Genomic DNA, 26,017 nt, shown 5'->3' on the forward strand with positions numbered 1-26,017 from the left:
GGAACACATGTTGGAGACCTCGGCTCGGCTGCTCAAACTGCTCTCGCTCCTGCAGACCCACCGGGAGTGGTCCGGCGCGGAGCTGGCGGAGCGGCTGGGCGTGACCCCGCGCACCGTCCGCCGTGATGTCGGGCGGCTGCGCGAGCTCGGCTATCCCGTGCACGCCACCTCGGGCGCGCCCGGCTACCGGCTCGGCGCGGGCTCGGACCTGCCGCCGCTGCTGCTGGACGACGAGGAGGCGGTGGCGGTCGCGGTGGGGCTGCGTACGGCGGCCGGGGGATCGGTGTCGGGGATAGAGGAGACCTCCGCACGGGCGCTGGCCAAGCTGGAGCGGGTGCTGCCGTCCCGGCTCCGGCATCGCGTGCACGCGCTGCAGTCGATGACCGTGGCGATGGGACGGGCGGCTTCGGCGGTGGACCCGGCCTCCCTGAGCGCGATCGCCGCCGCCTGCCGCGACCACGAGACCCTGCGGTTCGACTACCGGACGCACGACGGGGAGGAGAGCGTCCGCTCCGCCGAGCCCTACCGGCTGGTCCATTCGGGACGGCACTGGTACCTGCTGGGCTGGGACACCGGCCGGGCCGACTGGCGCACCTACCGGATCGACCGGCTGAGCCTGCGGACGCCGAACGGGCCGCGGTTCGTCCCCCGCGACCCTCCCGACTCCGACCTGGCGGCCTACATGTCCCGGTCGATCTCCAGCGCGCCCTACCGATACCAGGGCCGCTTCACGATGCACGCTCCGGCCGAGGTCGTCGCCGAGCACATGCCGGCCACGACGGGGACGATCGAGCCGATCGACGAGCGGTCCTGCACGCTGTCCAGCGGCGCGAACGACCTTGACGAGCTCGCCGTCTGGGTCGCGCTGATGGACATCGACTTCGAGGTGCACGAGCCGCCCGAGCTCATCGAGCGCATACGGGCTCTTTCCGCCCGCCTCGCCACTGCCGCCGGGGACGGCTCCACTCGCCGCGTCACCTCACGTGATCGGCCATGACCCGCCGCATGTCGGAGGCGGCCCGCAGGGTGCCCCGGACGGTGCCGGTCACCTTGGAACGGCCCGCTCTGCGCAGGTAGTCCACCTCCACCTCCGCGATCCGCCAGCCGGAGCCGGCCGCGCGCAGCACCATTTCGAGCGGGTAGCCGAACCGGCGGTCGCTCAGCCCCAGCGCCAGCAACCGGGACCGTACGGCGGCCCGCATGGGGCCGAGGTCGTGCAGCGGCGCCCCCGTGCGGCGACGCAGGCCGCGGGCGATGACGGCGTTGCCGAGCCGGGCATGCCAGGGCCACGCGCCTGCCGCACGCGGCCGGCGGGCGCCCAGGACCAGGTCGGCGTTCCCGCCGATGACCGGTTCGGCGACTCTGGGAAGCTGGCGGGGGTCGAGGGAGGCGTCGGCGTCCATGACGCAGACCACCTCCGCGCTCGCGGCCAGCAGCCCCGCGTGACAGGCGGCGCCGAAGCCGCGGTTCGGCTCGTGCACCACGCGGGCGCCGAGGTCGTGGGCGATCTCGGCCGAGCGGTCGGTGGAGCCGTTGTCCACCACCAGGGCACGGTAGCCGTCGGGCATGCGGCTGAGGACCCAGCCGAGCGCGGCCTCCTCGTTCAGGCAGGGCAGGATCACCTCGACGGTCATGACCACGCGAACTCCTTCATGCCTGCCTCGAACCCGACCTCGGCATGGAAGCCCAGCTCGCGGCCGGCCCGTTCGGGAGAGGCGACGATGTGGCGGACGTCCCCGAGCCGGTAGCCGCCGGTGATCTGCGGGGCCGGCCCGCCCCGTGCGGCTGCCAGCGCGGCGGCCATCTCGCCGACGGTGTGCGGCGTGCCGCTGGCGATGTTGTACGCGCGCGGCTCGCCGGGACGCGCGGGCGCCAGGGCGGCCGCCAGGTTCGCCCGGGCGACGTCGCGTACGTGCACGAAGTCGCGGAGCTGGCCGCCGTCCTCGAAGACCTTCGGCGGCCGTCCCGCCTCCAGCTCGGAACGGAAGATCGCGGCGACGCCGGCGTAGGGGGTGTCGCGGGGCATGCGCGGGCCGTAGACGTTGTGGTACCGGAGCGCGACGACGCTGCCGCCGGTCTCCCGCGCCCAGTTGGCGGCCAGGTGCTCCTGGGCGAGCTTGCTGGTGGCGTAGGCGTTGCGCGGATCGAGCGGCGCGTCCTCGGCGATGGTGACGCAGCGGACCGGCAGGTCGCAGTCAGGGCAGGGCGGCTCGAACCGCCCCTGCTCCAGGTCCCTTCTCCTGCGCGGGCCCGGACGTACCCGGCCGTGCCGGGGACACTCGTACGAGCCCTCGCCGTAGACCACCATCGAGGAGGCCAGCACCAGCCTCCTGACCCGATGGCGCGCCATGGCCGCCAGGAGCACGGCCGTGCCGTACATGTTGACCGAGGCGTAGTCCGGCAGGTCCGAGACGTCCACGCCGAGACCGACCTTGGCGGCCTGGTGCACCACGAGATCCACGCCGGGCAGCAGCCGATCCAGCGTCGCGCCGTCGCGCACGTCGGCGCCTGCGCGCACGTCAAGGCCGACGACCTCGTGCCCGTCGGCTTCGAGCGCCTCGACCACATGACTGCCGATGAATCCGGCCGAGCCGGTGACCATCACCTTCACCCGGCCGACGCTAGCCCCCGCCCGCGGCCGGACCCTAGCGACGTTCGCACTTCGTAAGGGTTCTTATGGAATGCGAACGTCTGGCGCTCCGGCCTGCCACGAGCCCTCTCCGGGATGTGAGGCTGCCGGCGTGAAGACGATCGTCGTGCTCGTGGGCCTGGCCGTCGTCCTGATGCGGACGGTGGCCGGAGCGCCCGGTCTGGGCTGGTACCTGCTCGCCTGGGCACTCTTCGCGGTGGCGGTGTGGCTGGCGCGGCAGGCGCCGGACAGGCAGCTGGCCGTTCTGGTCGTCGTCGGCGGCATCGTGATGGTCACGACCGGGCTGTCGGCGCCGCCGAGCAGCAGCACCGACTCTTTCCGGTACGCCTGGGACGGCCGGGTCCAGGCCGCGGGCATCTCCCCCTACGACCACCCGCCGGCCGACCCGGCGCTCGCCGGGCTGCGCGACAGCTGGCTCTTCCCCTCTGAATGCGAGGCGCGCCTCCTCTGGCCGCTCCCGGACGGAGGATGTACCAGGATCAATCGCCCCACCGTGCCCACCATCTACCCGCCGGTCGCCCAGGGCTACTTCCTCCTGGTCCACTGGCTCTCGCCGGACGGCGCACGGCACAAGGTCCTGCAGCTCGGCGGCTGGGTGATGGCCATCGTCGTGCTCCTCGTCCTGTGCCGGTGGAACGTCCGGACGGCCGCCTACTGGGCGTGGTGCCCCGCCGTCCCCATCGAGGCCGTGAACAACGCGCATGTCGACATGCTCGCCGTGCTGCTCGTCGTGCTCGCCATGCGCTCCGCACAAGCCCGCGGGGCGCTGCTCGGCGCGGCCGTGGCGGCCAAGCTGCTGCCCGTCGCGGTGCTGCCCGGCGCGCTGTCGGGAGTCCTGGCGAACGGCGTCGACTGGCGGCGCGCCTTCAAGATCCTGGTGCCCGCCGTCCTGGTCGTGGCGCTCGCCTACCTGCCCTACGTGCTGGTGTCCCAGGCGTCCGTCGTGGGTTACCTGCCGGGCTACCTCCAGGAGGAGCGCTACGAGAGCCCCGCCGACGGCCACCGCTATGCCCTCGTACGGCTGGTGCTGCCGGACTCGTGGGCGCCCTACGCCATGATCGTGCTGCTCGTCCTGATCGCTCTTCACTTCCTGCGGTACGGCGACCCCGAACGGCCGTGGCGCGGCGCGCTCATCGTCATCGGGTCGCTCCTGCTGCTCCTCACGCCGGGCTACTCCTGGTACGCGCTGCTGGTCATCGCGCTGGCCGCGATGGACGGCCGGTGGGAGTGGCTGGGGGTGGCCCTGGCGGGCGGTGTCGCCTATGTCGCCGGCCCGATGGCGCGTGCCAGCCCCGCGACCGCCTTCTACACCGCGGCGGCGCTGGCCGTGCTGGTCGGCTGGGCCGTACGCCGGTCCCGGCGGACCGCGGCCGTACGCCGATGACCCGGCAGCCCCCTTGTCGTCCCCCGTCTCGTAAGGACCACGCATGTCTCCCACCCGTACGGCGCAACTCATGATCATCGCCAAGGAGCCGGTGGCCGGGCGGGTCAAGACCCGGTTGACCCCGCCGTTCAGCGCGGAGCAGGCCGCCGCGCTCGCCGAGGCGGCCCTCCGCGACAGCCTGCGCGCCGTGTCCGCCACGCCCGCCACGCAGCGGCTGATCGCCCTGGACGGGCTGCCGGGCAGCTGGCTGCCCGCCGGATTCGTGGTGATCCCCCAGCGCGGCTCGAGCCTCGATGAACGCCTCGCGGCGGCCTTCTCGGACGCCTACCGGCTCCGTCCGGACCCCGTCGTGCTGATCGGCATGGACACCCCGCAGGTGACTCCCGCCCTGCTCGGCGAGGCGGTCGATGCGCTGGAGCGGCACGACGCGGTCTACGGCCCGGCGACCGACGGCGGCTTCTGGCTGCTCGGCCTGCGCCGGCCGGACCCGGCGCTGCTGCTGGGCGTGCCGATGTCGCATCCGGAGACCGGTAAGCACCAGCTCGACCGGCTGGATCGAGCGGGCCTGGCCGTCCATGTGCTGCCCGAACTGACCGACGTCGACACCGCGGCCGACGCCGCCGCCGTGGCCGACCAGGCACCGGGCTCCCACTTCGCCGCCACGCTGGGGAGGCTGGGCCAATGATGGGGCAGCTGTACGCCGACGCGCTCGGCGGCGCGGTCACCGAGCTCGAATACGTGGACGGCAGGCGCGTCGCGCTGCAGGCCACGCGCTGGTTCGACCTGATCGACGGCGACGAGGCGCTGCTGGAGCGGTGCGCCAGCCCCACGCTCGACATCGGCTCCGGGCCCGGCCGGCTCACGGTCGCGCTGACCCGGCGCGGCGTGCGGGCGCTCGGCATCGACATCACTCCTCGCGCCGTCGCCCTGACCCGCAGGGCGGGCGGCTTCGCCCTGCTCCGGGACGTCTTCGACGAGGTGCCGGGCAGCGGTCAATGGACGACGGCGCTGCTGGCCGACGGCAACATCGGCATCGGCGGCCATCCGGAGGCGCTGCTGCGCCGGGTCAGGCAGCTGGTCCGGCCGGGCGGCACGGTCCTGGCCGAGGTCGCGCCGCCCGACACGACAAGCCGGGTGGACCGGGTACGGCTGCGCCGCGGCTCCAGCGCCGGAGACTGGTTCGGCTGGGCGACCGTGTCGATCACCGACATCCAGCGCCTTGCCCACGCCTCCGGGTTTGCGGAGGTGGAGCGCTGGACGGCCCACGGCCGCTGGCTGGCGTGCCTGAGCTAGCCGATGCGATCCCGTGCTGTGCCTGACGGAACGCGGGTGCGGCAGACCTGGCGCACCCGGGATCATGAATCGCATGAAACTCTGCGTTTTCTGCGAGATCGTCGCAGGGCGGGCCGCGGCCAGCGTCGTCCATGACGACGACAGCGTGGTGGCCATCTTGGATCACAAGCCCGCCACGGCCGGTCACGTCCTGGTGATCCCGCGCGTGCACATGGCCGGGCTGGCCGACGCCGACGACGCGATCGGTACGGCGATCTGGCGGACGGCACGGCGGGTGTCGGCCGCGTTGCGGGCGTCGGGGCTTCCCTGCGACGGGGTGAGGCTGTCACTGGCCGACGGGGCAGCCGCCGGCCAGGACGTCTTCCACCTCCACCTGCACGTCGTGCCGCGGTACGCGGGGGACGGCGTCGTGGTCACCGCTGACTGGAAGAAGCGCTCGCGTGCGCGTCTCGACCAGGACGCCGCACTGATCCGGGCGGCGCTCCCCTGATCGCGGAGACGGTGCTGAACATCCGGCGTCAGCAGCCGCAGGTCACCGCCGAGACCGGGGCGGTCAGCGGGTCGGCCGGCTGTACGAGGCGTCCGGCCGCCGTCTGCACCGCGAACCCCTCGCGCACCCAGTACTCATAACCGCCGATCATCTCCTTGACCCGGTAACCCAGCCGCGCGAAGGCCAGCGCGGCCCTGGTCGCGCCGTTGCAGCCCGGCCCCCAGCAGTACGTGACGACGGCCACGTCACGCGGGACGACGAGCTCCGCCCGGTCGGCGATCTGCGCGGTCGGCAGGTGGACGGCGCCGGGCAGGTGGCCCTGTTCCCAGGACTCGGCGCTGCGCGAGTCGACCACGATCAGTCCGGGGGCGCCCGACTCCAGGTCGGCGTGTACGTCGGACACGTCGGTCTCGAAGGCCAGACGTGCGGCGAAGTGTGCGACGGCCTCGTCGGGCCGCGCGGGAGCGGTGGAGAGAACGGCTGACATGACACCCATGGTCGCGGTGCGAAGCCGCCCTGCGACAGTGGCATGGATGACGCCTATCGATAGGATCTCGCCATGCACATCGGGACCGTCGCGGTGCTCGCGTACGAGGGCATGTCGCCCTTCGAGACCGGCATCGTCACCGAGGTCTTCGGGCTGCCGAGACCGGAGCTGGACGTGCCCTGGTACGACCTCAAGGTGTGCGCCGAACGCCCTGGTCCGCTGCGCATCGTCGGTGGCGCGACCGTCGACACGCCGTACGACCTGGACGTCTTCGCCTCGGCTCAGACGGTGATCGTGCCCGGCGTCCCCGACGTGCGGGGCACGTGCTCCCCGGAGCTGGTCGCCGCCCTGCGGCTGGCCCACGACCGAGGCGCCCGCGTCGTCTCCATCTGCTCCGGCGCGTTCGCGCTGGCCGCCGCCGGGCTGCTGGACCACCGCCCGGCGACCACCCACTGGCAGTACGCCGACCTGCTACGCCGCCGTTTCCCGCTCGTACGCGTGAACCCCGACGTGCTCTACATCGACGACGGGGACGTCCTCACCAGCGCCGGCAGCGCGGCGGGGCTGGATCTCTGCCTCCACCTCGTACGCCGCGACCACGGGCCGAGCGTGGCCAACACGGTGGCCAGGCGGCTCGTCATCCCACCGCACCGCGACGGCGGACAGGCGCAGTTCATCGAGGCGCCGATGCCCCACGACCTCGACGACGACCAGATCTCCCGCACCATGACGTGGGCCCTGGCCAACCTGCGGCAGGACATCACCATCGAGACCCTGGCACGCCGCGCGCACATGTCCACCCGCACATACCTGCGCCACTTCGCCCGGTGCACCGGGACCAGCCCCACCCGGTGGCTGATCGCCCAGCGGGTCCAGGCCAGCCTGCCGCTGCTGGAGAAGACCGCGACGCCGGTGGAGGAGATCGCCCGCACCGTGGGCTTCAAGAGCCCGATCACCTACCGATCCCATTTCGTCAAGGCCATGCGCACATCGCCCTCGGCGTACCGGCGCGCGTTCAGTGCGAGCGAGCCGACGGAGTGATCGCGTTTCTCTTCTTGTGAGGCAGGTCCCGATCAGCCCCGGATGTGGCAGAGTGCGGGGCATCACAAGATCGAAAGGTGCGAGTCTTGGCAGTCCCCCTCGCCGCGTTGATGCTGGCCTCGTTACTCACCGCTCCGTCCGCCGCCGCCCTGCCCGCATGCCCGCAGATCTTCGGGCACGGCGGCTACCCCACCGGCGCCAATCCCTGGGAGAGGGATCAGGTCCGCCAGCCGAACAATCCCACGGCCATCCGGAAGTACAAGTCATGGGGAGCGTCGGGCGTCGAGGCCGATCTTCAGCTCACCAAGGACGGCACCAAGGCCGTCATGTGGCACAACACCTCCACGTGGGGGCTGACGGGCACCAAGAAGAACATCACCGACATCTGGTGGGCAGCGGGCGACACCGCGCTCAAGGGCCGAACCATCAACCGCGGCCTGTTCCAGGGCGAGACCGTCTACACCTTCCGCGAGTGGCTGGCCGCGATGAAGGCCGCCGGCATGGTGGGGCTGGTCGAGATCAAGCCGGAGGCCCGGCAGTCGCTGCTCAGCTCCACCGCCTCGATCAAGACCCGGGCCTGGGCCGAGGTGCTCGACCCGGTCAAGGAGAACTACCAGTCGCAGGAGATCATCCTGTACTCCCACGACAGCACGCTCGCCGCCGAGCTCAAGCGGCGGGTGACCGACGCGGGCATGACCCAGGTGCTGAGCGGCGGGCCCATCTGGCCGGAGGTCACCAAGTGGGAGGAGCCGCCTCCCTCGTGGACGCTGAACGAGAACGCGTGGAAGAGCGCGCTCGCGAGCGGCGCCAAGCGGGTGGCTACCGACTACACACCGCAGTTCAGCGCCTGGCTTGTGGGCAAGTGCCAGTGACCATGCCGCCGGCGGGAGCCTTCCGCGGCTTCAGGTGACGGCCGGGTCGTCGCTCCCGGCCGCCGCCAGCAGCCGCCGTCCGAGAGCGCGGGCGGCCTGCCGGAGCTCGGGGCACCGCACGATCCGGTACGGCGCCGGGACCGCGGCCAGCTGCTCGGCGTACCACACCGGATTGCTGGTGCTGCCGACCAGGCGGCACGTCCCGGCGTCGAGCGGCTCGAGCCGTCCGAGGGCCCGGGGCAGGCACCGGCCCACGGTGTCGGCAGGGGCGTCGATGACGACCTCGACGTCGTAATCCCAGCCGACGGCGAGATGCTCCTCCAGCGTGGCGACCGGGTCGAGGTCGGCGGGCGGGGTGAAGGTGCCGTCGAGGACCTCCACCCGGCGTACCCGGTCGATCCGGTACGCCCGGCGGGCCCCCGCGGTGTGGGACAGGCACAGCAGGTACCACCGGCCGTGGCGGACGACGACGGCCCACGGGTCGGCCTCGATGAGCCGCTCCGACCCGGCCTCGGAGCGGTAGCCGAGGCGTACCCGGCGGCGGTTGGAGCAGGCCTGCACGAGGGCGGTCGCGGTGGCCGGGTCCGGCCGGGCGGCGGCGCGGTCGGGGGCGGGCGCCGTGGTCCGGCGTACGGCCTCGACCTGGGCGGCCACCGGCTCGGGAAGCGCCCGCACGATCTTGCCGAGCGCGCCGCCGACCGGGCCGGCGGAGTCGCCGGCGTCATGGTGGCCGTCGAGCACGGCCATGACCAGGCCGAGGGCCTCCGTGGCGGTGAACATCAAGGGCGGGAGCCGCAGGCCGCGGCCGATGCGGTAGCCGCCGTAGGGTCCGCGGAGCGACTCGATCGGGATGCCGGCCTCGCGGAGGATTTCGACGTACCGGCGGGCGGCCCGCTCGGAGACGCCGAGCTTGTCGGCGAGCCGGTCCGCGGTGATGCCCGGACTGCCCTGGATCAGCTCGAGGGCCAGCAGAGCCCGTGCCGTGGGGCTCGCATCGGGTTTCACCACACCCCGCAATCCGGAAGCGGAACGTCCGGGACGGAACCTAGCACGCGGAGCATCACTTGGTGACGTCGAACGCCGCGTACATACCCGAGGCGTAATGTCCGGGGAAGTTACACACCAGCTCGTACTGTCCGGGCTGCAGCTGCAGCGTCACCCAGCCCATGGAGCCCGGTGCGATGCCCTCGCCCTCGCCCTGTCCGCAGTCGCGCGACGCCTCGCCGAGGTGGCCCGTCTCGCTCACGCGGGCGTCGGAGCCCATCTGCCGCTTCCCGACGGCCTGCCCCTTCGGGAGCGGTAGCACGACCAGTTCGTGGACCACTGTGCCCGTGTTGGCCGCCCGGAACGACACGGTGCCCGCCGGGGCCCGTGCCGGGGTCACCGTGACGCGCATCGGCCCCGAGGCCGAGTCGGTCAGCTGCACGTCCACCACCTTGCCCGGCAGCGGCGGAGGGGTGCATTGTCGCCACTCGGCCGCCGGTGCGCCGGCGACCAGCGCGGTCGTCATCGCGGCCGTCGCGGTGACCGCGGAACACAGGTCGTGCAGCCTCATCGGGCTCACCCCCAGATCGCGAACGGGTGGGCGTCCCTCACCTCAAGCCTAGAAGAGATCGCCACCACACCGGGACCACACCCGGGCTTCCTGGATTCGACTCGCCAAGTGATCCGTGGCGAAACGGAGGAAGCCGCATGCCGACTCAGACCGTTGAACTGCCGAAGTTCCCGCTGACGGGAGACGCCGCGCCCAGCGTGACGACTGACGCCCCGCACGAGCGCGCGTCGGGACGCCAGGCCGAGGCCCTGGCCGCGTACGCCGGGCTGCGGGCGACGCTGATCAGCGAGCAGGGCCTGGAGCCGGGGAGGGCGGTGCGGGAGCTCCATCGGAGGATCCTCGCGGCCGACCCGGCTCTCGACACCGCCGTCCGGCATGAGCGCGGCACGCCTCAGCCCCAGTTCTGACCGGCGGGCTCCTTGATGGTGGCGTTGATGCGGTTGAAGAAGTTGGTCATGGAGATCGTCAGGATGATCGCGGAGAGCTGCTGCTCGTCGAAGTGGTCCGCGACCTCGTCCCAGAGCTCGTCCGGCACGGCGTCCGCCGACCGGTCGGCGATCCGGGTGACGGCCTCGGTGAGCTGCAGCGCGGCCCGCTCGACGTCGCTGTAGTACGGCGCCTCGCGCCAGGCCGCGACGTTGCCCACGCGCTCGTCGGACTCGCCGGACTTCTTGAGGTTCTGGACGTGCGCGTGGACGCAGGCGCTGCACCCGTTGATCTGGCTGGCGCGCAGGGCGACGATCTCCAGCAGCTCCTGGGGCGCGCCACCCTGGTAGATGGCCTTGTAGATGGTCTGGATGCCCTTCAGGCTGTCGGAGAGGACGTACGCCGGGTTCTTCATCCGTGCTTCCATGGTCGTTTCCTTTCTCGGCTGGCTGACCTGTGCATTCATCATGCGAAGCCGAGCTGATACATTCGCGATGCGTCCGCTATGGGCGGCCTATATGTCCCGTTCGGGAGGGTGGGTTGGGCGTTCGGTTCGCTGTCCTGGGGCCCGTTCAGGTGAAGGATGACGACCAGGAGCTGACCGGTCTGGCGCCACGTCATCGGGCGGTCCTGGCGTACCTGCTGCTGCATGCCCGCGCCGTACTGACCGCCGACCAGCTGATCGACGCGGTGTGGGGGCTGACGCCGCCGGACACGGCGCGCTCGCAGATCCAGGCCGCCATCACCGCGATCCGCCGGGTGCTCCGCGAGGCCGGGGTCGCACAGCAGCTCTCGACCCGGTCGGGCGGATACGTGATCGAGCCCGAGTGGCTGGATCTGGAGGAGTTCACCAGCCAGGTGGCGGCCGTCCCCAAGGCCGCCGACGATCCCGACGCCGTCCAGCGGATACGCGAGGCGTTGCGGCTGTGGCGGGGCCAGCCGCTGGCTGACGTGGCAGCGGACTACGTCGAGAGCTCCCGCGCCCGGCTGGAGCAGCGCCGCCTGGCGGCCGTCGAGCGCCTGGCGGACATCGAGCTGTCGCTGGGCCGGCACGAGGAGCTGATCGACGAGCTGTCCGCGCACGTGGCGGCGCACCCGCTGCGGGAGCGGCTGGCGGGGCAGCTGATGCTCGCCCTGCATCGCGCGGGGCGGCAGGCCGATGCGCTGTCGGTGGCCCGCTCGCTGCGCGAGTCACTGGTCGAGCAGCAGGGGCTGGATCCCGGCCGCGCTTTCGTGGCGCTCGAGCAGGCGATCCTCCGTGACGATCCGAGCCTGCAGGTCCAGGCGCGGGAGGAGCCCGTACGCGAGCCCGGACGCCCGGCGAACTTCCTGCCGTACGACATCCCCGACTTCGCCGGCCGGGCCGCCGAGCTCGAGCGGATCGCCGGGCCCCGGTCCGGCATGACGATCGTGGCCATCGACGGGATGGCCGGCATCGGCAAGACGGCGCTGGCGATCCACGCCGCGCACCGGCTCGCCGAGCGCTACCCCGACGGGCAGCTCTTCGTCGACCTGCAGGCGCACACGGCGGGACACGAGCCGGTCGAAGCCGGAGCCGCGCTGGAGACGCTGCTGCGCCAGCTCGGGGTGCCGGCCGAACGCATCCCGGCCTCGGACGCCGCGCGCTCCGCGCTGTGGCGGGCCGAGCTCGCCGCGCGCCGTGCCGTGATCGTGCTGGACAACGCCGCCGACACCGATCACGTACGCCCCCTGCTGCCCGGCGCCTCCGACAGCCTCGTCCTCGTCACCAGCCGCCGCCGGCTGGTCGACCTCGACGGCGCCCGTGCGCTCTCCGTGGAGGTGCTGACGGCCAGGGACGGCGAGGCGCTGTTCACCTCGATCGTGGGAGAGCGGGCGAAGGCCGAGCCGAACGCGGTGCTCGACGTGCTGCAGCTCTGCGGGTTCCTGCCGCTGGCCGTGCGGATCGCCGCCGCGAGGCTGCACCATCGCCCCCGCTGGACCGTCGCGTACCTGGCCGACCGGCTGCGTGACAAGCGCCGCCGGCTGGCCGAGCTGTCCACGCCCGACCGGGGGGTGGCGGCCGCGTTCACGCTGTCGTACGAGCACCTGGACGCCGCGGAGCGGCGCATGTTCCGGCTGCTGGGCGTGCACCCAGGGCGCGACATCGACACCCACGCCGCCGCGGCGCTGGCCGGCGTGTCGGCCGACGACGCCGAGACGCTGCTGGAGGAGCTGCTGGACGCCCATGTCCTCGCCCAGCACCAGCCCGGCCGCTACACCTTCCACGACCTGCTGCGCGAGCACGCGCGCGCCACCGCGGCGGCCGAGGAGAGCGACGAGGCCCGGCATGACGCCGTGACCCGGCTGCTCGACCATTACCGGAGCACCGCGGCCACGGCGATGGCCCTGGTCTATCCGTTCGGCGGGCTCCGCAGGCCGGTGATCCCGGAGACGGAGTCGCAGGCCGCGCCCTTGCGGGAGGCCGCCGAGGCGGGCGCGTGGCTGGCCGCCGAGCGCGCCAACCTCGTCGCCGCGGGCAGCCGCGCGGCCGACGGCGACTGGCCCCTCCACGCCGGTCAGCTGGCGACCATCGTGCACCCCTATCTCGACGGGCACGCCCATCACGCCGACGCGATCACCTTGCACACAAAGGCCCTGGACGCCGCGCGCCGCCAGGGCGACCCGGCGGCCGAGGCGCGGGCCCTGCTCGATCTGGCGTGGGTCTACTGGCGGCAGGGGCGTTACGAGAAGTCGTACGAGACCTGCCGGCCGGCCCTGGAGCTGTGCCTCGAGAGCGGAGACCGGCTCGGCGCGTCGCGGGCGCACAACACGTCGGGGAACGTACGCCTGCGGCAGCACTCGTACGACGAGGCGGAGCGCCATCTGACCCAGGCACTCGAGCTGAGCCGAGAGATCGGCAACCGCGTCGGGGAGGCCTACACGCTGAGCAACCTCGGCGTCGCCCACGAGCGGCAGGGACGGTACCCGCAGGCCCTCGACCATCTGCGCCGGGCGCTGCGGCTGCATCGCGAGTTCGGCAACCGCAACGGCGAGGCCCAGGCACTGGATCTCCTCGGCCACGTCCACCAGCGCCAGGGGCAGCACGCGCAGGCCCGTGACCACCACCGGCAGGCGCTGGAGCTCTACCGCGAGCTGGGCAACCGCGGCGACGAGGCCGCGCCGCTCAACGGGCTGGGAGAGGCCGCCCGGCTCGCCGGTGATCCCGAACCGGCCACGGCCTACCACGACCAGGCCCTCGCCATCGCGCGCGAGCTGGGCAACCGGCCGGAGGAGGCCCGCGCCCACGAGGGCCTGGCGCGCATCCACCGTGATCGCGGCCGCCTGGACTTGGCCCGCGATCACGCCAAGCAGGCGCTGGAGCTGTACACCGGCCTCGACGTGCCCGAGGCCGGGCAGATCGCGGCCTTCATCGCGGAGCTGGAGTAAGACGCCTTCAAAAATCTGATCCGGTCTGTCGATCCGGTCCGGGCGAGTTCGACGCGTTGGTGGAAGACCTCGTAGGAAGGGAGAACACCATGCAGAAGATCACCACGTACCTCTGGTTCGACAACCAGGCCGAGGAGGCCGCCGCCTTCTACACCTCGCTCTTCAAGGACTCGCGTGTCCTGGAGGTCCACCGCTACGGCGACGCCGGCCCCGGCCCGGCGGGGACGGCCATGATCGTGACGTTCGAGCTGGCCGGGCAGCGGTTCATCGCGCTGAACGGCGGCCCGCAGTTCACGTTCACCGAGGCCGTCTCGCTCTACGTCGACTGCGACTCGCAGGAGGAGGTGGAGGAGCTGTGGGCGAGGCTCACCGAGGGCGGCGAGGAGTCGCACTGCGGCTGGCTCAAGGACAAGTACGGCCTGTCCTGGCAGATCATCCCGCGCCGGCTTCAGGAGCTGCTCAGCGACCCCGACCCGGCCAGGGCCCAGCGGGCCATGCAGGCCATGCTCGGCATGCAGAAGATCGACGTCGCGGCCCTGGAGGCGGCCGCCAACGGCTAGAGCCGGTGCGGCTGTCGGGGGCTAAAGACCGAGCAGCTGGGCGGGCTCGGCGATGACCTGCTGGATGATCAGGCCCGCCGCGCCCAGCACGGCCGCGTCCGGGCCGGTCTCCGACACCACGAGGGCGGGGGGCGTGCCGCGCATCTGCCCCAGGCGGGCCCCCAGCCCCTCCGACACCGGCCCCTGCAGCCAGGGGAACAGCGGCGCGTAGATCCCGCCCAGCACGATCCGGCCGGGGTCGAGGAGGTGGACGGCCGAGGTGAGCGCCACGCCGAGGGCGTGCCCGGCCCGCTCGCACGCCTCCAGCGCCGGCCGGTCGCCCGACTCCAGCCGCGCGACCAGCGAGGTGACCTCGGGCAGCGCGCCGAGCAGTGCGTCCTGCCCGGCGTACACCTCCAGGCAGCCCCGGCCGCCGCACCGGCAGGCCGGCCCGTCGGGCACGACGACGACGTGACCCAGCTCGCCCGCCAGCCCGAACGTCCCCCTGAACACCGTCCCGCCCACCACGAGCCCGGCGCCGATGCCGATCTCGCCGGACACGTAGAGGAAGTCCGCCGCCTGCGAGCCGAACCAGAGCTCGCCGAGCGCCGCCAGGTTCGCCTCGTTGTCGATCGCGAACGGCAGGTCGACCAGGTCCGCGACGCGTACGTCCCGCCAGCCGAGGTGTGGCGCGCTACGCAGCACCTCGCCCTCGACCGTGCCGGGCACGGCGAGCGCCGCGCCGATGACGCGCAGCCCGGCCTGCTCCGCCTCGGCCGTCGTCTCCTTCACGAGGTCGCGCAGGCTCGCCAGGATGTCCGCCGGGTCCGAGTTGCGGTTGTCGGCCCGCCGCGTACGGCGCAGCCGCACCTCTCGGGTGAGATCGACGACGCACGCGGCCAGGTAGTCGATGTTGATCTCCAGCCCCAGCGTGGCCACCCGGTGCCCGCTCAGGCTCACGGCCACCCCCGGCCGCCCTCGCTCGCCGCCCCGCACGACCCCGCTCTCCGTCACCACCCCCGCGTCCAGGAGGTCGGAGACCAGGCTGGAGACGGTGGTCTTGGTGAGTCCCGTCAGCTCGGCGAGCGCCGCCCTGGTGTGAGGTCCTGATCGGTGAATGGCGCCGAGTACTACGGCCAGATTACGGGCACGCATGGAATCATGCCGGACCCCTCTTGACGCCACCATGCTCACCTCCTCAGGATTATGTACAGATTATGGACTAATCCCGAGGAGCGCACTCGAATGGCCAATTTCATCCCGACCCCGACCGACCAGTTCACCTTCGGCCTCTGGACGGTCGGCTGGCAGGCGCGCGACCCGTTCGGCGACGCCTCCCGGGCGCCCCTCGACCCGGTCGAGACCGTCCACCGGCTCTCCGAGCTCGGCGCGTACGGCGTCACGTTCCACGACGACGACCTGCTCGCCGTCGAGCCCGACAGGGACAAGGCCATCGCGGCGTTCAGGAAGGCCCTGGACGAGACCGGCATGAAGGTGCCGATGGCGACCACCAACCTCTTCACGCACCCGGTCTTCAAGGACGGCGCGTTCACCAGCAACGACCGCGACGTCCGCCGGTACGCGCTGCGCAAGGTGATCAAGAACATCGACCTGGCCGCCTCGCTGGGCGCCAAGACCTACGTGTGCTGGGGCGGCCGCGAGGGCGCCGAGTCGGACGCGGCCAAGGACGTCAAGGCCGCGCTCGACCGCTACAAGGAGGGCCTCGACACGCTCTGCTCGTACGTGCGCGAGCGCGGCTACGACATCCGCTTCGCCCTCGAGCCCAAGCCGAACGAGCCCCGCGGCGACATCCTCCTGCCCACGATCGGCCACGCCCTGGCGCTGATCAACGAGCTGGAGCACCCCGAGATGGTGGGTCTCAACCCCGAGGTCGGCCACGAGCAGATGGCCGGGCTCAACTTCGTGCACGGCATCGCCCAGGCGCTCTGGCACGGCAAGCTCTTCCACATCGACCTCAACGGCCAGCACGGGCCGAAGTACGACCAGGACCTGATCTTCGGCCACGGCGACCTGAAGAGCGCCTTCTTCCTGGTCGACCTGCTGGAGAACGGCGGCTACGACGGGCCGCGCCACTTCGACTACAAGCCGCTGCGTACCGAGGACGCCCAGGACGTGTGGGACTCGGCCGCGGCGAACATGCGCACGTACCTGATCCTCAAGGAGAAGTCGCGGATCTTCCGCGCCGACCCCGAGGTCCAGGAGGCCCTGCGCGCCTCCCGCGTGGACGAGCTGGCGCAGCCTACGCTGGCGCCGGGCGAGACCTGGGCCGACCTGGCCAAGGACGACTTCGACCCGGAGGCGGCGGCCGCCCGCGGCTTCCACTTCACCCGGCTCAACCAGCTCGCGCTCGAGCACCTCCTGGGGGTACGCGGATGACCAAACCGATCAGCGTCCAGCTCTACACCGTCAGGGACGCGCTGGCGGCCGACCGCGACACGGTGCTGAGCCGGATCGCGGAGGTCGGCTACCGGTCCGTGGAGCCCTACGACCCCACGACCGATCCCAAGGGCTTCCGCGAGGTGGTCGACGACCTGGGGTTGAGCGTCTCGAGCACGCACGCGTACGCGCTGCTCAGCAAGGAGCCCGCCGAGGTCTTCGACGCCATCGCCACGATCGGCACCGACCTGGTGATCGTCCCTGGCGGCATCGCGCACGAGGAGTTCACCACGCGCGACGGGCTCTCGCGCACGGCCGACCTGCTGAACGGGCTGGCCGAGCAGGCGGCGCGGTACGGGATGCGGATCGGGTACCACAACCATTGGTGGGAGATCGAGCCGCGGATCGACGGCCGGCACGCCCTCGAGGCGCTGGCCGACCTGCTCGCTCCCGAGGTGTTCCTGGAGATCGACACGTACTGGGCGGCCGTGGGCGGCGCCGACGTGCCCGCCCTGCTCGGCAGCCTGGCGGAACGCACCCTGGCGCTGCACGTCAAGGACGGGCCGGTGGTCAAGGGCGAGCCGCACACCGCGGTGGGCAGGGGCGTCATGCCCGTGCCCGAGATCCTCGCCGCCGCCCCGGACGCCTGGCGCATCGTTGAGCTCGACGAATGCGCGACCGACATCTTCGCCGCCCTGGCCGACAGCCACGCCTACCTCACCTCTCTGGAGGGCTCTTGAGCAACGGCCCCGTCGGTGTCGCCCTGGTCGGCGCCGGGAACATCAGTGGCCAGTACCTCCGCAACCTCACAGCCTTCCCCGACGTGCGCGTGCTCGGTGTCGCGGACATCGACACCGAGCGGGCCGCCGCGGTCGCGGCCGAGCACGGCGTGCCCGTGTCGGGCGCCCTCGCCACCGTCCTGGCGGTGCCCGAGGTCGAGATCGTCGTCAATCTCACCGTCCCGTCCGCGCACGCGGCCGTCGCGCTGGAGTCGCTGCGCGCCGGCAAGCACGTGTACGGCGAGAAGCCGATGGCCATGGACCTGGACGAGGCCACCAAGATCGTGACGGAGGCCGCCAACCTGGGCCTGCGGGTCGGCGGCGCGCCCGACACCTTCTTAGGAGCCGGGCTCCAGTCGGCCCTGCACGCCCTGCGCTCCGGCCTCATCGGCGAGCCGGTGGCCGTCACGGCGGCCACGCAGAGCCTCGGCCCCGAGTCCTGGCATCCCAACCCGGAGTTCTTCTACCAGCCGGGCGGCGGCCCGCTCTTCGACCTCGGCCCGTACTACCTGACCGCGCTGGTGTCCCTGCTCGGCCCCGTCACCCGGGTGGCGGCCGGCACGCGCAGGGCGCGCCTGCACCGCGTGGTCGGCTCGGGGCCGAAGGAGGGCAAGGTCTTCCCCGTGGACGTCCCGACGCACGTCAACGCGCTGCTCGACTTCCCGGGGGCGGCCACCGCCGCTGCCACCTTCAGCTTCGACTCACCGATCAACCGCCGGACCATCGAGATCATCGGCTCCGAGGGCGCCCTGTCGCTCCCCGATCCCAACACGTTCGAGGGGCCTCTGCTGGCTCGGGGGCTGCACGACACGGACTGGCACGAGCGGCCGGTCGCGGGCACCACGGCGGGGCGCGGCATCGGCGTGCTCGACCTGGCCAGGTCCCTGCGTTCGGGCACGCCGCACCGGGCCTCGGGCGATCTGGCCTTCCATGTGCTGGAGCTCATGGCGGCCATCTCGGAGTCGGGCGAGCGCTCCGAGTTCCGGCCCATCACATCCACCACCACCTCACCCGAACCCCTTCCAGAGGACTGGGACCCGTACGCCTCGACCCTCTGACGGTTCCTCACCCTGACCCGCGGCGCCCCCCGCCCCTCGGCGGCCGGGCGCCGCACCCTTCCCTCCACCACATTGCGGCGAAGCGCGACACGCCATACCGACCGCGGCACGCCGCCACCGAGACACGCCGCCAACCAGCACGGCGCCACCCAGCGCGACGCCCCCGGCCGCGGCATCCCCGCGCGGAGCCGGCGCCCTCTGCGAGGACGTGGCGAGCCGCCGGACGTGTGAGGCGTGACGGTGTGGGGCGTTCGTCGCCGCCCGGCGGCTCGGCCGTCTGTACCGTGCCCCCCGGGGCGTCGCCGACCCTCCAACCGTCAACGCCGAGACGCCTCGCCACTCTCGGTGAGCCCGGTGACGGAGCGCGAGGAAGGGTAACTCGTTGGCTTGGGCAGGAGCAAGCCGCGAGAATGGCACGATGGTGGAGAGTGGCGAGACCGACTGGGTCTCCAGGTTCGCGGACGAGGTCATCTCCGAGGCGGAGCGTCGCGCGCCCGGCAAACCGGTCGTGTGCGCCTCGGGCCTGAGCCCGTCGGGCCCGATCCATCTGGGCAACCTGCGCGAGGTCATGACCCCCCACCTGGTCGCCGACGAGATCCGGCGGCGCGGCGTCGAGTGCGTGCACCTGCTGTCCTGGGACGACTACGACCGCTTCCGCAGGGTGCCCGCGGGCGTCGACCCGTCCTGGGCCGAGCACATCGGCAAGCCGCTGACCTCCGTGCCCGCGCCGCCGGGCAGCCCGTACGGAAACTGGGCCGAGCACTTCAAGGCGCCCATGATCGAGGCCCTCCGGCAGCTGGGCGTCGAATACCACGGCATCAGCCAGACCGAGCAGTACACGAAGGGCGCCTACCGCGAGCAGATCCTGCTGGCCGTGCGCGAGCGCGCCAGGATCGACGCCGTGCTGTCGCGTTACCGTACGAAGCAGGCGGCACAGCAGGTGGAGGAGTACTTCCCGTACAAGCCGTACTGCGAGCTGTGCGAGCGCGACCTGACCACGGTCACCGCCTACGACGACGCGACCACCGAGCTGGCCTACACGTGCGAGTGCGGCTTCGGCGAGACCGTGCGGCTGGCCGAGCACGACCGCGGCAAGCTGGTGTGGAAGGTCGACTGGCCGATGCGCTGGGCGTACGAGGGCGTGGCCTTCGAGCCGTCCGGGGTCGATCATCACTCCCCGGGGTCGGCGTGGATCGTCGGCGGCCAGATCGTGGGCGAGGTGTTCGGCGGCCGGCAGCCGATCGGCCCCATGTACGCGTTCGTCGGCATCACCGGCATGGCCAAGATGAGCAGCTCCAAGGGTGACGTGCCGACCCCCTCCGACGCGCTGGAGATCATGGAGGTGCCGGTGCTGCGCTGGCTGTACGCCCGCCGCAAGCCGGCCCAGTCCTTCAAGATCGCCTTCGACCAGGAGATCCAGCGGCTCTACGACGAGTGGGACGCCCTCGGCCGCAAGGTCGCGGAAGGCCACGCCCAGCCCGCCGAGCTGGCCGCGTACAGCCGGGCCGTGAGCACGGCCGCGGGCCCGCTGCCCGCGACCCCGCACCCGGTCCCCTACCGCACGCTGGCGTCCATCGTCGACATCACGACCGGCGATGCCGACCAGACCCTGCGCATCCTGCGCGACCTCGACGCGATCGGGACGCTCGACGAGGCCCGCCCCCGCCTCGACAGGGCCCAGCGCTGGGTCGACGGCCACGTGCCCGCCGACCAGCGCACGCGCGTGCGCGACGAACCCGACGAGGAGCTGCTCGACTCGCTCGGCGCCGGCGAGCGTGAGGCCCTGCGGCTGCTGGCCGACGGCCTCGACGACTGGTCGCCGGCGGGCCTGACCACGCTGGTGTACGGCGTACCGAAGATCCAGGCCGGGCTGCCGGCGGACGCCGAGGCGACGCCCGAGCTGAAGGCGGCGCAGCGGGCCTTCTTCGCCCTGCTCTACAAGCTCCTGGTCGGCCGCGACACCGGTCCGAGGCTCCCCACGCTGCTGCTGGCCGTGGGCGCCGACCGGGTGCGGAAGCTGGTGGGCGCGTGAACGGCGCCGTCCTGATCACCGGCATCATGGCCGCCGGCAAGTCCACCGTGGCACAGGCCCTGGCCGAACGCCTGCCGCGCTCCGCCCACGTGCGCGGTGACGCGTTCCGGCGCATGGTCGTCGGCGGCCGCGCCGAGATGACCCCCGACCCCACCGACGAGGCCGTCCGCCAACTCGATCTCCGTTACCGCATAGCGGCCAACACGGCCGACATGTATTTCGATGCCGGATTCACACCAATAGTCCAAGACGTCATTATCGGCGGAGACTTGGAACGGTTTACGAGACTTATTCGCACTCGCCCTCTCCATGTAATCGTCCTGACTCCGGACGCGGATGAAATCGATCACCGAGAAAGATCCCGAGCAAAGATCGGATATGGCGGAAGATGGACGATTGCCCAGCTAGACAGGGTCCTCCGCACACAAACACCGCGCATCGGACTATGGCTCGACACCACCCGGAAAACGCCCCAGGAGACCGTTGACGAGATCATTAAGAGGGCCGCGGAAGCGGAGATCTTGAATTAACAGAGCAATGCAAGGAACCGTCAAGTGACTTGCATGTGTCCGGGGTGACCTTTAGCACATGAACAAGCAGCCTTTCGCCGCCAGCGTCAGTGTCATCGTCCCGGCGATGAACGAGGCCGAGAACATCCCCCATGTCTTCGCGACGCTGCCCCACTGGATCGACGAGGTCATCCTCGTCGACGGCAACTCGACCGACGACACCGTTGCCGTCGCGCGCAGGCTGCGCCCCGACCTACGGGTCGTCGTGCAGACCCGGCGCGGCAAGGGCAACGCCCTCATCGAGGGCTTCCAGGCCGCCCGGGGCGACATCATCGTCATGATCGACGCCGACGGCTCGACCGACGGCCGGGAGATCCACTCCTTCGTCACCACGCTCGTCAACGGCGCCGACTTCGCCAAGGGCTCCAGGTACGCCCCTGGTGGCGGCTCGGACGACCTCAGCCCGGTCCGCTCGTTCGGCAACAAGTTCCTCACCGGACTGACGAACCTCCTCTACGGCACCCGCTACACCGATCTCTGCTACGGCTACAACGCCTTCTGGGCCTGCCACCTCGACGCCCTCGACCTCGACTGCGACGGCTTCGAGATCGAGACCCTGATGAACGTCCGCGCCGCCCAGGCCGGCCTCATCATCCGCGAGGTCCCCAGCCACGAGCGCTGCCGCATCCACGGCGCGAGCAACCTGCACGCGGTGCGCGACGGCTGGCGCGTGCTCAAGACGATCATGCGCGAGCGTGCGCGAGGGTCTGCCATGACGGGGCAGACCCAAGTGGCGCTCGCAAAGTGACATCCTTGGACAATGCGCTACATAGTGATCGGAGCAGGAGCAGTCGGCGGAACCATCGGGGCCCGTCTCCACCAGGGCGGGCACGATGTTCTCCTCATCGCGAGAGGCGCCCATTACGCGGCGATCAAGCGTGACGGCCTGCGTCTGATCACCCCCGAGTCATCCGAGACCCTCGACATCCCCGCCGCCGACGGCCCCGTGCCGGTGCGCGAGGACGACGTGCTGATCGTGGCCACCAAGTCACAGGACACCATCGCCGCGCTCGATGGCTGGCCGTCCGATCTGCCCGTGGTCTGCGCTCAGAACGGTGTGGACAACGAGCGCACCGTCCTGCGGCGGTTCGAGCGCGTTTACGGCATGTGCGTGTGGCTGCCCGCGCAGCACATGGAGCCCGGCATCGTGGCAGCGCACGCACATCCGTACTCCGGCATCCTGCACGTCGGGCGCTATCCCCAGGGTGTGGACGACCTCGCCCGGCGGATCGCCGACGACCTGGGCAAGCGCGGCCTCGTGGGCCTGGCCCAGCCCGACGTGATGCGCTGGAAGCACGGCAAGCTGCTCGGCAACCTGGGCAACGCCGTGGAGGCGCTCGTCGGCCACGCACCCGGCAGGGAGAAGGTGGTCGAGCGGGCCAGGGCCGAGGCCAGGGCCGTGCTGGACGAGGCCGGGATCGCGTACTCGACGCCCGAGGAGGAGGCCGCCGTGCGCGGCCGCAAGGCGGACGTGCGGCCCATCGACGGGATCGCCCGCGGCGGCGGCTCGTCCTGGCAGAGCCTGGCGAGGAGCAGCGGCTCCATCGAGGCCGACTACCTCAACGGCGAGATCGTCCTGCTCGGCCGCCTGCACGGCATGCCCGCCCCGGTCAACGAGGTGCTGCGGCGCGAGGCCAACAGGTTCGCCAAGGAGAAGCGGCCGCCGGGCTCGATGCCGCTGGAGACCCTGCTGGCGCTCATCGACGGGCGTTCCGCAGCCTGATCCCGCTGAACTCCAGCGTGCTGGCGGTCACCTCGTCCCAGAACGGCCAGAGGCTGGGCAGCACCCTGAGCTGGATCCCCGCCTCCTCGTGCAGGTCGAACAGGTCGCCGACCCGCTCGGGCGGGCCGAGCGGCGTCACGGGGACCGTGGACACCACGGCGTGCGGCGGCTCCCCGATGGGCTTGAAGTGCTCCGCCGGCAGCCGGTACGCGTACAGCCGCACCTCCCTGAGCGCCTGCAGCCAGCGGTACTCGACGGCGTGCACCCGGTCGCCGCACCCCGCGCCGATGATCCGGGCCGTGTCCTCCTCGGTGGTGCGCGGCCCGACCCAGGCCATGGCCCGCGGGCAGGCACGCGGGAACCAGTAGTCGGGGCAGCGGTCGTGGCCGACCGCCCAGACGTACGACTCCTTCCGGATGGACGTCGGCGCCACGTGCGGGACGAACCGCTTGATCGTCGGGTCCTCGGAGAAGTGGAGCACCTGTCCCGGTTCTGGCCGCATGAACGCAATCATGGCGCATACACCGGCGATCCCGGGGAAGTTGGAGCGGGCTCTGACGACAAGGGGTGAGTTGGATGATCCTGTTAGGACTGATCTTGGTCCTGCTCGCCGGCGGCGCCCTCGCCTTGGTCCTGACCGAGGAGAGCGCCAGGTACATCCTGTTCGGATACACCTTCGAGCTCAATCAGGTGGAGATGTTCCTCGCGGGTGCGGCCGCAGCGGCCGTCCTGCTGTTGGGCCTCTGGCTGATCGGCTCGGGCTCGCGCAGGTCCGCGAAGCGCCGCCGTGCACTACGTGGAGCCAGGGCCGAAGCCTCCAACCGGGTGGCCCGGCTGGAGGACGAGAAGCGAGAGCTGGAACGGCGGCTGGAACGCAGCCCCGAACCCGGCGACCGCCTAGTCTCGCGTGGCTCCCAGAACACCAGACCGTGACTCCTGGCGCGAGGGCAGCAGGTTGCCCTCGCGCCAGAGCGCGAACCCGGTGATGAGCGCGCCGAGCCCCTCCCAGAGGCCGATGCCGATGAACTTGCCCGGCGCCGCCCCCGTCAGGACCAGCGTGGTGAAGACCGCGAACGTCACCAGCCTGAACGGGACCGTCCACCGGAAGAACGGCGTGTAGTTCGCAGATGCCGCGAAAACGTAATAAACCCCCATGTTCACCGCCGCCATCGACGAGGCGGCCAGATAAACCAGCGTGTAGTCCCCGGTGGCCCGCGCGTCGAGCACCTCGAACCCCAGCATGGCCAGCATGGTGTCGGGCGAGATCAGCCCGAGCAGGCCGAGTGCGAAGGAGATGAGGCCGAAGACCGCCATGGTCCAGCCGGAGAAAGAACGCGGAAGACGCACAGAAATCCTTCCAAAGGGGGGTGTAATCTGCGAGGCGATCTCATCATGCACCCGGAGGTCGCATGCCCCCCACGCGTGGCCGTCCCATCGCAGTGAAACTCCTCGTCCTTCTCCTCGTCCCTCTGATCTCCCTGGTGGGCCTCTGGGCGTTCGCCGCGGGCCTCACCGGCGGCGACGGCATGCGCCTGCTGGCCATCAACGACCTGGCGACCAAGCTGGCCGACCCGTCCGAGCGGGTCAACATCCAGCTTCAGGACGAGCGGCTGGCGTCCGTGGACTTCCTGGTCACCGGCCAGGGCGCGGACAAGGTGTTCGAGCAGCGCGAGGCCACGGACAAGGCCGTGGCCACGTTCCGCGGACTGTCCAAGGGCCTGCGCGACCTGACACCCGAGATGACCGCGCAGCTCGCCGCGCTGAACACGCAGCTCGACCACCTCGCGGGCGTCCGCCGCGACGTGGACGCCGCGACCGCCGCGCCGCTGGACGTGATCGACGCCTACAGCCAGATCGTGGACGCGTCCTTCCGCATGTACGACTCCATGGTCCTGGTGCCCGACATGGCCCTCTACAAGCAGGCCAGAGCCGTCTCCATGATGGGCGAGGCCAAGGACCTGCTCTCCAGGGAGCTGGCCATGGTCTCCATCGTGCTGGCCAAGGGCAGGGTGGAGCAGCGGGAGCACGAGGCGTTCACGGGCATGGTGGCCACCAGGCGGCTGCTGTTCTCCCAGGCGCTCTCGCACCTTGACGCCGGCCTGCGCGGGCCGTACGACCGGCTGGCCGCCTCGCCGGTCTACAAGGAGTTCCAGGCGGCCGAGGACGCCATCCGTGGCCAGGCGGTCACGAACGGCCTGCCCGCCACGGCCGCCACCTGGCCGGTGGACGGCCAGAACCTGTGGGCGGCGGTCGAGCGCAACCAGGCCGTGGCCGTGCAGAGCCTGGTGCGACGGGTGACGCCGACGGCCATCAGCATGCTCGTCAAGGTCGGCGTGGCGGGCGGCGTGGGCCTGATCGCCGTCATCGCCTCGATCCTGGTCTCGCTGCGCTTCCGCAAGCGGCTGGTCCGCGAGCTGGCCGGGCTCCGCGACGCCGCCACGGAGCTGGCCGAGGTGCGCCTGGCCGGCCTGGTCAAGCGGCTGCGCACGAACACGGCCCCGCCCACCGCCGAGGAGGTGGCCCCGATCGAGGTCAGGACCAGCACCTCCGAGATCGGCGACATCGTCCAGGCGTTCAACGACGTGCAGTCCACGGCGGTCGAGGCCGCGGTGAGCCAGGCCAGGCTCCGGCACGGCGTCAGCCAGGTCTTCGTGAACCTGGCCAGGCGCAACCAGTCGCTGCTCCACCGGCAGCTGCTCCAGCTCGACACCATGGAGCGGGCCACGGAGCAGCCCGAGGAGCTGGCGGACCTGTTCAAGCTCGACCACCTCACCACCCGCATGCGCCGGCACGCCGAGAGCCTCATCATCCTGTCGGACCAGGCTCCCGGGCGCGGCTGGCGCAATCCCGTACCCATCCTGGACGTGCTCCGCGCGGCCGTGGCGGAGGTGGAGGAGTACGAGCGGGTCGAGATCCTCCAGCCGCCGCAGGTCGCCCTGCTCGGCGCGGTGGTCACGGACGTGGCCCACCTGATGGCCGAGCTGATCGAGAACGCCACGCTCTTCTCGCCGCCGCAGACCAGGGTGGACGTACGCAGCGGGACCACCCAGCACGGCATCATGATCGAGATCGAGGACCGCGGCCTCGGCCTGCCGCGCGTCGAGCTGGACGAGCTCAACGAGCGGCTGGCCGAGATGCCGGAGTTCGACCTGGCGCAGAGCGACCGGCTCGGCCTGTTCGTGGTAGGCAGGCTCGCGGCCAGGCACGGCATCAAGGTGACTCTCGCGTCCTCCCCGTACGGCGGCCTGACCGCGATGGTCGCCCTGCCCGCCTCGCTCCTGGCCGAACAGCCGGCCATGAGCGGACGTTAGCCG

28 protein-coding genes are annotated in these 26,017 nt (G+C 71.6%); 19 read left to right on the forward strand and 9 right to left on the reverse strand.

Annotated elements, in window-relative coordinates; all coding sequences use genetic code 11:
• Nucleotides 1–7 precede the first annotated feature (7 nt).
• Nucleotides 8–997 (forward strand): YafY family protein, encoded by a 990-nt coding sequence (locus tag AB0H84_RS03535; protein WP_357597486.1) that lies wholly within the window; start codon nucleotides 8–10, stop codon nucleotides 995–997.
• On the opposite strand, the gene AB0H84_RS03540 is transcribed toward AB0H84_RS03535, so the two are convergent.
• Nucleotides 975–1,634: a glycosyltransferase family 2 protein gene (locus tag AB0H84_RS03540; RefSeq protein WP_357597489.1), complete on the reverse strand. Its 660-nt coding sequence runs from the start codon at nucleotides 1,632–1,634 to the stop codon at nucleotides 975–977. The two genes, AB0H84_RS03535 and AB0H84_RS03540, sit on opposite strands and share 23 nt — an antisense overlap.
• The gene (locus AB0H84_RS03545) at nucleotides 1,631–2,611 is read right to left on the reverse strand and encodes an NAD-dependent epimerase/dehydratase family protein (protein WP_357597492.1); all 981 of its coding nucleotides are present in this window, start codon (nucleotides 2,609–2,611) and stop codon (nucleotides 1,631–1,633) included. Before AB0H84_RS03545 ends, AB0H84_RS03540 begins: the two co-directional genes overlap by 4 nt.
• A gap of 130 nt (nucleotides 2,612–2,741) precedes the next feature.
• On the opposite strand from AB0H84_RS03545, the gene AB0H84_RS03550 reads away from it, so the two are divergent.
• The 4 genes from AB0H84_RS03550 (at nucleotide 2,742) to AB0H84_RS03565 (ending at nucleotide 5,817) form a co-directional block, all read left to right on the forward strand.
• Nucleotides 2,742–4,034: a glycosyltransferase 87 family protein gene (locus tag AB0H84_RS03550; RefSeq protein ID WP_357597495.1), complete on the forward strand. Its 1,293-nt coding sequence runs from the start codon at nucleotides 2,742–2,744 to the stop codon at nucleotides 4,032–4,034.
• Between the two features lie 43 nt (nucleotides 4,035–4,077).
• A complete protein-coding gene (locus AB0H84_RS03555; protein ID WP_357597498.1) occupies nucleotides 4,078–4,719 on the forward strand; it encodes a TIGR04282 family arsenosugar biosynthesis glycosyltransferase in 642 nt (213 codons plus the stop codon).
• Nucleotides 4,716–5,327 (forward strand): methyltransferase domain-containing protein, encoded by a 612-nt coding sequence (locus tag AB0H84_RS03560; protein ID WP_357597501.1) that lies wholly within the window; start codon nucleotides 4,716–4,718, stop codon nucleotides 5,325–5,327. The genes AB0H84_RS03555 and AB0H84_RS03560 overlap by 4 nt, the downstream gene beginning before the upstream one ends.
• 73 nt (nucleotides 5,328–5,400) lie before the next feature.
• The gene (locus AB0H84_RS03565) at nucleotides 5,401–5,817 is read left to right on the forward strand and encodes an HIT family protein (RefSeq protein ID WP_357597504.1); all 417 of its coding nucleotides are present in this window, start codon (nucleotides 5,401–5,403) and stop codon (nucleotides 5,815–5,817) included.
• A gap of 28 nt (nucleotides 5,818–5,845) precedes the next feature.
• Here AB0H84_RS03565 and AB0H84_RS03570 read toward each other — a convergent pair whose 3' ends face one another.
• Nucleotides 5,846–6,304, reverse strand: a complete 459-nt coding sequence (locus AB0H84_RS03570; protein WP_357597507.1) for a rhodanese-like domain-containing protein — start codon at nucleotides 6,302–6,304, stop codon at nucleotides 5,846–5,848.
• Nucleotides 6,305–6,376: 72 nt separating this feature from the next.
• Between AB0H84_RS03570 and AB0H84_RS03575 the strand changes: the two genes are divergently transcribed.
• On the forward strand, nucleotides 6,377–7,345 hold the full coding sequence (locus tag AB0H84_RS03575; RefSeq protein WP_357597510.1) for a helix-turn-helix domain-containing protein: 969 nt from the start codon (nucleotides 6,377–6,379) through the stop codon (nucleotides 7,343–7,345).
• A gap of 86 nt (nucleotides 7,346–7,431) precedes the next feature.
• Complete coding sequence (locus AB0H84_RS03580; RefSeq protein WP_357597513.1) at nucleotides 7,432–8,217, forward strand: glycerophosphodiester phosphodiesterase family protein; 786 nt, start codon at nucleotides 7,432–7,434, stop codon at nucleotides 8,215–8,217.
• 30 nt (nucleotides 8,218–8,247) lie between these two features.
• Here AB0H84_RS03580 and AB0H84_RS03585 read toward each other — a convergent pair whose 3' ends face one another.
• Both AB0H84_RS03585 and AB0H84_RS03590 read right to left on the reverse strand, forming a co-directional pair.
• Nucleotides 8,248–9,222, reverse strand: coding sequence for a WYL domain-containing protein (locus AB0H84_RS03585; RefSeq protein ID WP_357597516.1), 975 nt, complete (start codon nucleotides 9,220–9,222; stop codon nucleotides 8,248–8,250).
• A 55-nt stretch (nucleotides 9,223–9,277) separates the two neighbouring features.
• Nucleotides 9,278–9,772, reverse strand: a complete 495-nt coding sequence (locus AB0H84_RS03590) for a sulfocyanin-like copper-binding protein (protein WP_357597519.1) — start codon at nucleotides 9,770–9,772, stop codon at nucleotides 9,278–9,280.
• A 137-nt stretch (nucleotides 9,773–9,909) separates the two neighbouring features.
• Between AB0H84_RS03590 and AB0H84_RS03595 the strand changes: the two genes are divergently transcribed.
• Complete coding sequence (locus AB0H84_RS03595; protein ID WP_357597521.1) at nucleotides 9,910–10,179, forward strand: BTAD domain-containing putative transcriptional regulator; 270 nt, start codon at nucleotides 9,910–9,912, stop codon at nucleotides 10,177–10,179.
• Here AB0H84_RS03595 and AB0H84_RS03600 read toward each other — a convergent pair.
• Nucleotides 10,164–10,625: a carboxymuconolactone decarboxylase family protein gene (locus AB0H84_RS03600; protein WP_357597523.1), complete on the reverse strand. Its 462-nt coding sequence runs from the start codon at nucleotides 10,623–10,625 to the stop codon at nucleotides 10,164–10,166. The two genes, AB0H84_RS03595 and AB0H84_RS03600, sit on opposite strands and share 16 nt — an antisense overlap.
• A gap of 149 nt (nucleotides 10,626–10,774) precedes the next feature.
• Here AB0H84_RS03600 and AB0H84_RS03605 point away from each other — a divergent pair, with 149 nt between their 5' ends.
• Complete coding sequence (locus AB0H84_RS03605; RefSeq protein WP_357597526.1) at nucleotides 10,775–13,606, forward strand: tetratricopeptide repeat protein; 2,832 nt, start codon at nucleotides 10,775–10,777, stop codon at nucleotides 13,604–13,606.
• A gap of 89 nt (nucleotides 13,607–13,695) precedes the next feature.
• Nucleotides 13,696–14,166 carry a VOC family protein gene (locus AB0H84_RS03610; protein WP_357597529.1) on the forward strand — a complete coding sequence of 157 codons (471 nt, stop codon included), beginning with the start codon at nucleotides 13,696–13,698 and terminating at the stop codon, nucleotides 14,164–14,166.
• 21 nt (nucleotides 14,167–14,187) lie between these two features.
• Here AB0H84_RS03610 and AB0H84_RS03615 read toward each other — a convergent pair whose 3' ends face one another.
• Nucleotides 14,188–15,300: an ROK family transcriptional regulator gene (locus AB0H84_RS03615; RefSeq protein ID WP_357597532.1), complete on the reverse strand. Its 1,113-nt coding sequence runs from the start codon at nucleotides 15,298–15,300 to the stop codon at nucleotides 14,188–14,190.
• Between the two features lie 90 nt (nucleotides 15,301–15,390).
• On the opposite strand from AB0H84_RS03615, the gene xylA reads away from it, so the two are divergent.
• The 7 genes from xylA to AB0H84_RS03650 all read left to right on the forward strand — a co-directional run bounded on the left by xylA (nucleotide 15,391) and on the right by AB0H84_RS03650 (nucleotide 22,703).
• Nucleotides 15,391–16,542 carry a xylose isomerase gene (xylA, locus tag AB0H84_RS03620; protein ID WP_357597535.1) on the forward strand — a complete coding sequence of 384 codons (1,152 nt, stop codon included), beginning with the start codon at nucleotides 15,391–15,393 and terminating at the stop codon, nucleotides 16,540–16,542.
• Nucleotides 16,539–17,282 carry a sugar phosphate isomerase/epimerase gene (locus AB0H84_RS03625; RefSeq protein ID WP_357597538.1) on the forward strand — a complete coding sequence of 248 codons (744 nt, stop codon included), beginning with the start codon at nucleotides 16,539–16,541 and terminating at the stop codon, nucleotides 17,280–17,282. Before xylA ends, AB0H84_RS03625 begins: the two co-directional genes overlap by 4 nt.
• Nucleotides 17,279–18,379 (forward strand): Gfo/Idh/MocA family oxidoreductase, encoded by a 1,101-nt coding sequence (locus tag AB0H84_RS03630; protein ID WP_357597541.1) that lies wholly within the window; start codon nucleotides 17,279–17,281, stop codon nucleotides 18,377–18,379. Before AB0H84_RS03625 ends, AB0H84_RS03630 begins: the two co-directional genes overlap by 4 nt.
• A gap of 418 nt (nucleotides 18,380–18,797) precedes the next feature.
• Nucleotides 18,798–20,411 (forward strand): lysine--tRNA ligase, encoded by a 1,614-nt coding sequence (gene lysS / locus AB0H84_RS03635; RefSeq protein WP_357597544.1) that lies wholly within the window; start codon nucleotides 18,798–18,800, stop codon nucleotides 20,409–20,411.
• Complete coding sequence (locus AB0H84_RS03640) at nucleotides 20,408–20,941, forward strand: AAA family ATPase (protein ID WP_357597547.1); 534 nt, start codon at nucleotides 20,408–20,410, stop codon at nucleotides 20,939–20,941. Before lysS ends, AB0H84_RS03640 begins: the two co-directional genes overlap by 4 nt.
• A 58-nt stretch (nucleotides 20,942–20,999) precedes the next feature.
• Entirely contained in the window at nucleotides 21,000–21,728 is a 729-nt protein-coding gene (locus tag AB0H84_RS03645) for a glycosyltransferase family 2 protein (RefSeq protein ID WP_357597550.1), read from the forward strand.
• 12 nt (nucleotides 21,729–21,740) lie between these two features.
• Nucleotides 21,741–22,703, forward strand: a complete 963-nt coding sequence (locus AB0H84_RS03650; RefSeq protein ID WP_357597552.1) for a 2-dehydropantoate 2-reductase N-terminal domain-containing protein — start codon at nucleotides 21,741–21,743, stop codon at nucleotides 22,701–22,703.
• Here the strand turns inward: AB0H84_RS03650 and AB0H84_RS03655 are convergent.
• The gene (locus AB0H84_RS03655) at nucleotides 22,678–23,205 is read right to left on the reverse strand and encodes a DUF6886 family protein (protein WP_357597555.1); all 528 of its coding nucleotides are present in this window, start codon (nucleotides 23,203–23,205) and stop codon (nucleotides 22,678–22,680) included. The genes AB0H84_RS03650 and AB0H84_RS03655 overlap by 26 nt on opposite strands.
• 74 nt (nucleotides 23,206–23,279) lie before the next feature.
• On the opposite strand from AB0H84_RS03655, the gene AB0H84_RS03660 reads away from it, so the two are divergent.
• Nucleotides 23,280–23,636 (forward strand): hypothetical protein, encoded by a 357-nt coding sequence (locus AB0H84_RS03660; protein WP_357597558.1) that lies wholly within the window; start codon nucleotides 23,280–23,282, stop codon nucleotides 23,634–23,636.
• On the opposite strand, the gene AB0H84_RS03665 is transcribed toward AB0H84_RS03660, so the two are convergent.
• Nucleotides 23,601–24,050: a hypothetical protein gene (locus AB0H84_RS03665; RefSeq protein ID WP_357597560.1), complete on the reverse strand. Its 450-nt coding sequence runs from the start codon at nucleotides 24,048–24,050 to the stop codon at nucleotides 23,601–23,603. The two genes, AB0H84_RS03660 and AB0H84_RS03665, sit on opposite strands and share 36 nt — an antisense overlap.
• Nucleotides 24,051–24,112: 62 nt before the next feature.
• Here AB0H84_RS03665 and AB0H84_RS03670 point away from each other — a divergent pair, with 62 nt between their 5' ends.
• Nucleotides 24,113–26,014 (forward strand): nitrate- and nitrite sensing domain-containing protein, encoded by a 1,902-nt coding sequence (locus AB0H84_RS03670; protein ID WP_357597563.1) that lies wholly within the window; start codon nucleotides 24,113–24,115, stop codon nucleotides 26,012–26,014.
• Nucleotides 26,015–26,017 lie beyond the last annotated feature (3 nt).

This window comes from Nonomuraea sp. NPDC050786, from assembly GCF_040654115.1.
GTDB lineage: Bacteria > Actinomycetota > Actinomycetes > Streptosporangiales > Streptosporangiaceae > Nonomuraea.

What these genes read in the sequence shown, in the direction of transcription:
- AB0H84_RS03540 (WP_357597489.1), bottom strand. Translation starts at nt 1,634, where the DNA reads ATGACCGTCGAGGTGATCCTGCCCTGCCTGAACGAGGAGGCCGCGCTC.
- AB0H84_RS03575 (WP_357597510.1), top strand. Translation starts at nt 6,377, where the DNA reads ATGCACATCGGGACCGTCGCGGTGCTCGCGTACGAGGGCATGTCGCCC.
- AB0H84_RS03645 (WP_357597550.1), top strand. Translation starts at nt 21,000, where the DNA reads ATGAACAAGCAGCCTTTCGCCGCCAGCGTCAGTGTCATCGTCCCGGCG.
- AB0H84_RS03625 (WP_357597538.1), top strand. Translation starts at nt 16,539, where the DNA reads ATGACCAAACCGATCAGCGTCCAGCTCTACACCGTCAGGGACGCGCTG.
- AB0H84_RS03615 (WP_357597532.1), bottom strand. Translation starts at nt 15,300, where the DNA reads ATGCGTGCCCGTAATCTGGCCGTAGTACTCGGCGCCATTCACCGATCA.
- AB0H84_RS03655 (WP_357597555.1), bottom strand. Translation starts at nt 23,205, where the DNA reads ATGCGGCCAGAACCGGGACAGGTGCTCCACTTCTCCGAGGACCCGACG.
- AB0H84_RS03590 (WP_357597519.1), bottom strand. Translation starts at nt 9,772, where the DNA reads ATGAGGCTGCACGACCTGTGTTCCGCGGTCACCGCGACGGCCGCGATG.
- AB0H84_RS03650 (WP_357597552.1), top strand. Translation starts at nt 21,741, where the DNA reads ATGCGCTACATAGTGATCGGAGCAGGAGCAGTCGGCGGAACCATCGGG.
- lysS (WP_357597544.1), top strand. Translation starts at nt 18,798, where the DNA reads ATGGTGGAGAGTGGCGAGACCGACTGGGTCTCCAGGTTCGCGGACGAG.
- AB0H84_RS03560 (WP_357597501.1), top strand. Translation starts at nt 4,716, where the DNA reads ATGATGGGGCAGCTGTACGCCGACGCGCTCGGCGGCGCGGTCACCGAG.
- AB0H84_RS03595 (WP_357597521.1), top strand. Translation starts at nt 9,910, where the DNA reads ATGCCGACTCAGACCGTTGAACTGCCGAAGTTCCCGCTGACGGGAGAC.
- AB0H84_RS03610 (WP_357597529.1), top strand. Translation starts at nt 13,696, where the DNA reads ATGCAGAAGATCACCACGTACCTCTGGTTCGACAACCAGGCCGAGGAG.
- AB0H84_RS03660 (WP_357597558.1), top strand. Translation starts at nt 23,280, where the DNA reads ATGATCCTGTTAGGACTGATCTTGGTCCTGCTCGCCGGCGGCGCCCTC.
- AB0H84_RS03565 (WP_357597504.1), top strand. Translation starts at nt 5,401, where the DNA reads ATGAAACTCTGCGTTTTCTGCGAGATCGTCGCAGGGCGGGCCGCGGCC.
- AB0H84_RS03600 (WP_357597523.1), bottom strand. Translation starts at nt 10,625, where the DNA reads ATGGAAGCACGGATGAAGAACCCGGCGTACGTCCTCTCCGACAGCCTG.
- xylA (WP_357597535.1), top strand. Translation starts at nt 15,391, where the DNA reads ATGGCCAATTTCATCCCGACCCCGACCGACCAGTTCACCTTCGGCCTC.
- AB0H84_RS03570 (WP_357597507.1), bottom strand. Translation starts at nt 6,304, where the DNA reads ATGTCAGCCGTTCTCTCCACCGCTCCCGCGCGGCCCGACGAGGCCGTC.
- AB0H84_RS03535 (WP_357597486.1), top strand. Translation starts at nt 8, where the DNA reads ATGTTGGAGACCTCGGCTCGGCTGCTCAAACTGCTCTCGCTCCTGCAG.
- AB0H84_RS03670 (WP_357597563.1), top strand. Translation starts at nt 24,113, where the DNA reads ATGCCCCCCACGCGTGGCCGTCCCATCGCAGTGAAACTCCTCGTCCTT.
- AB0H84_RS03555 (WP_357597498.1), top strand. Translation starts at nt 4,078, where the DNA reads ATGTCTCCCACCCGTACGGCGCAACTCATGATCATCGCCAAGGAGCCG.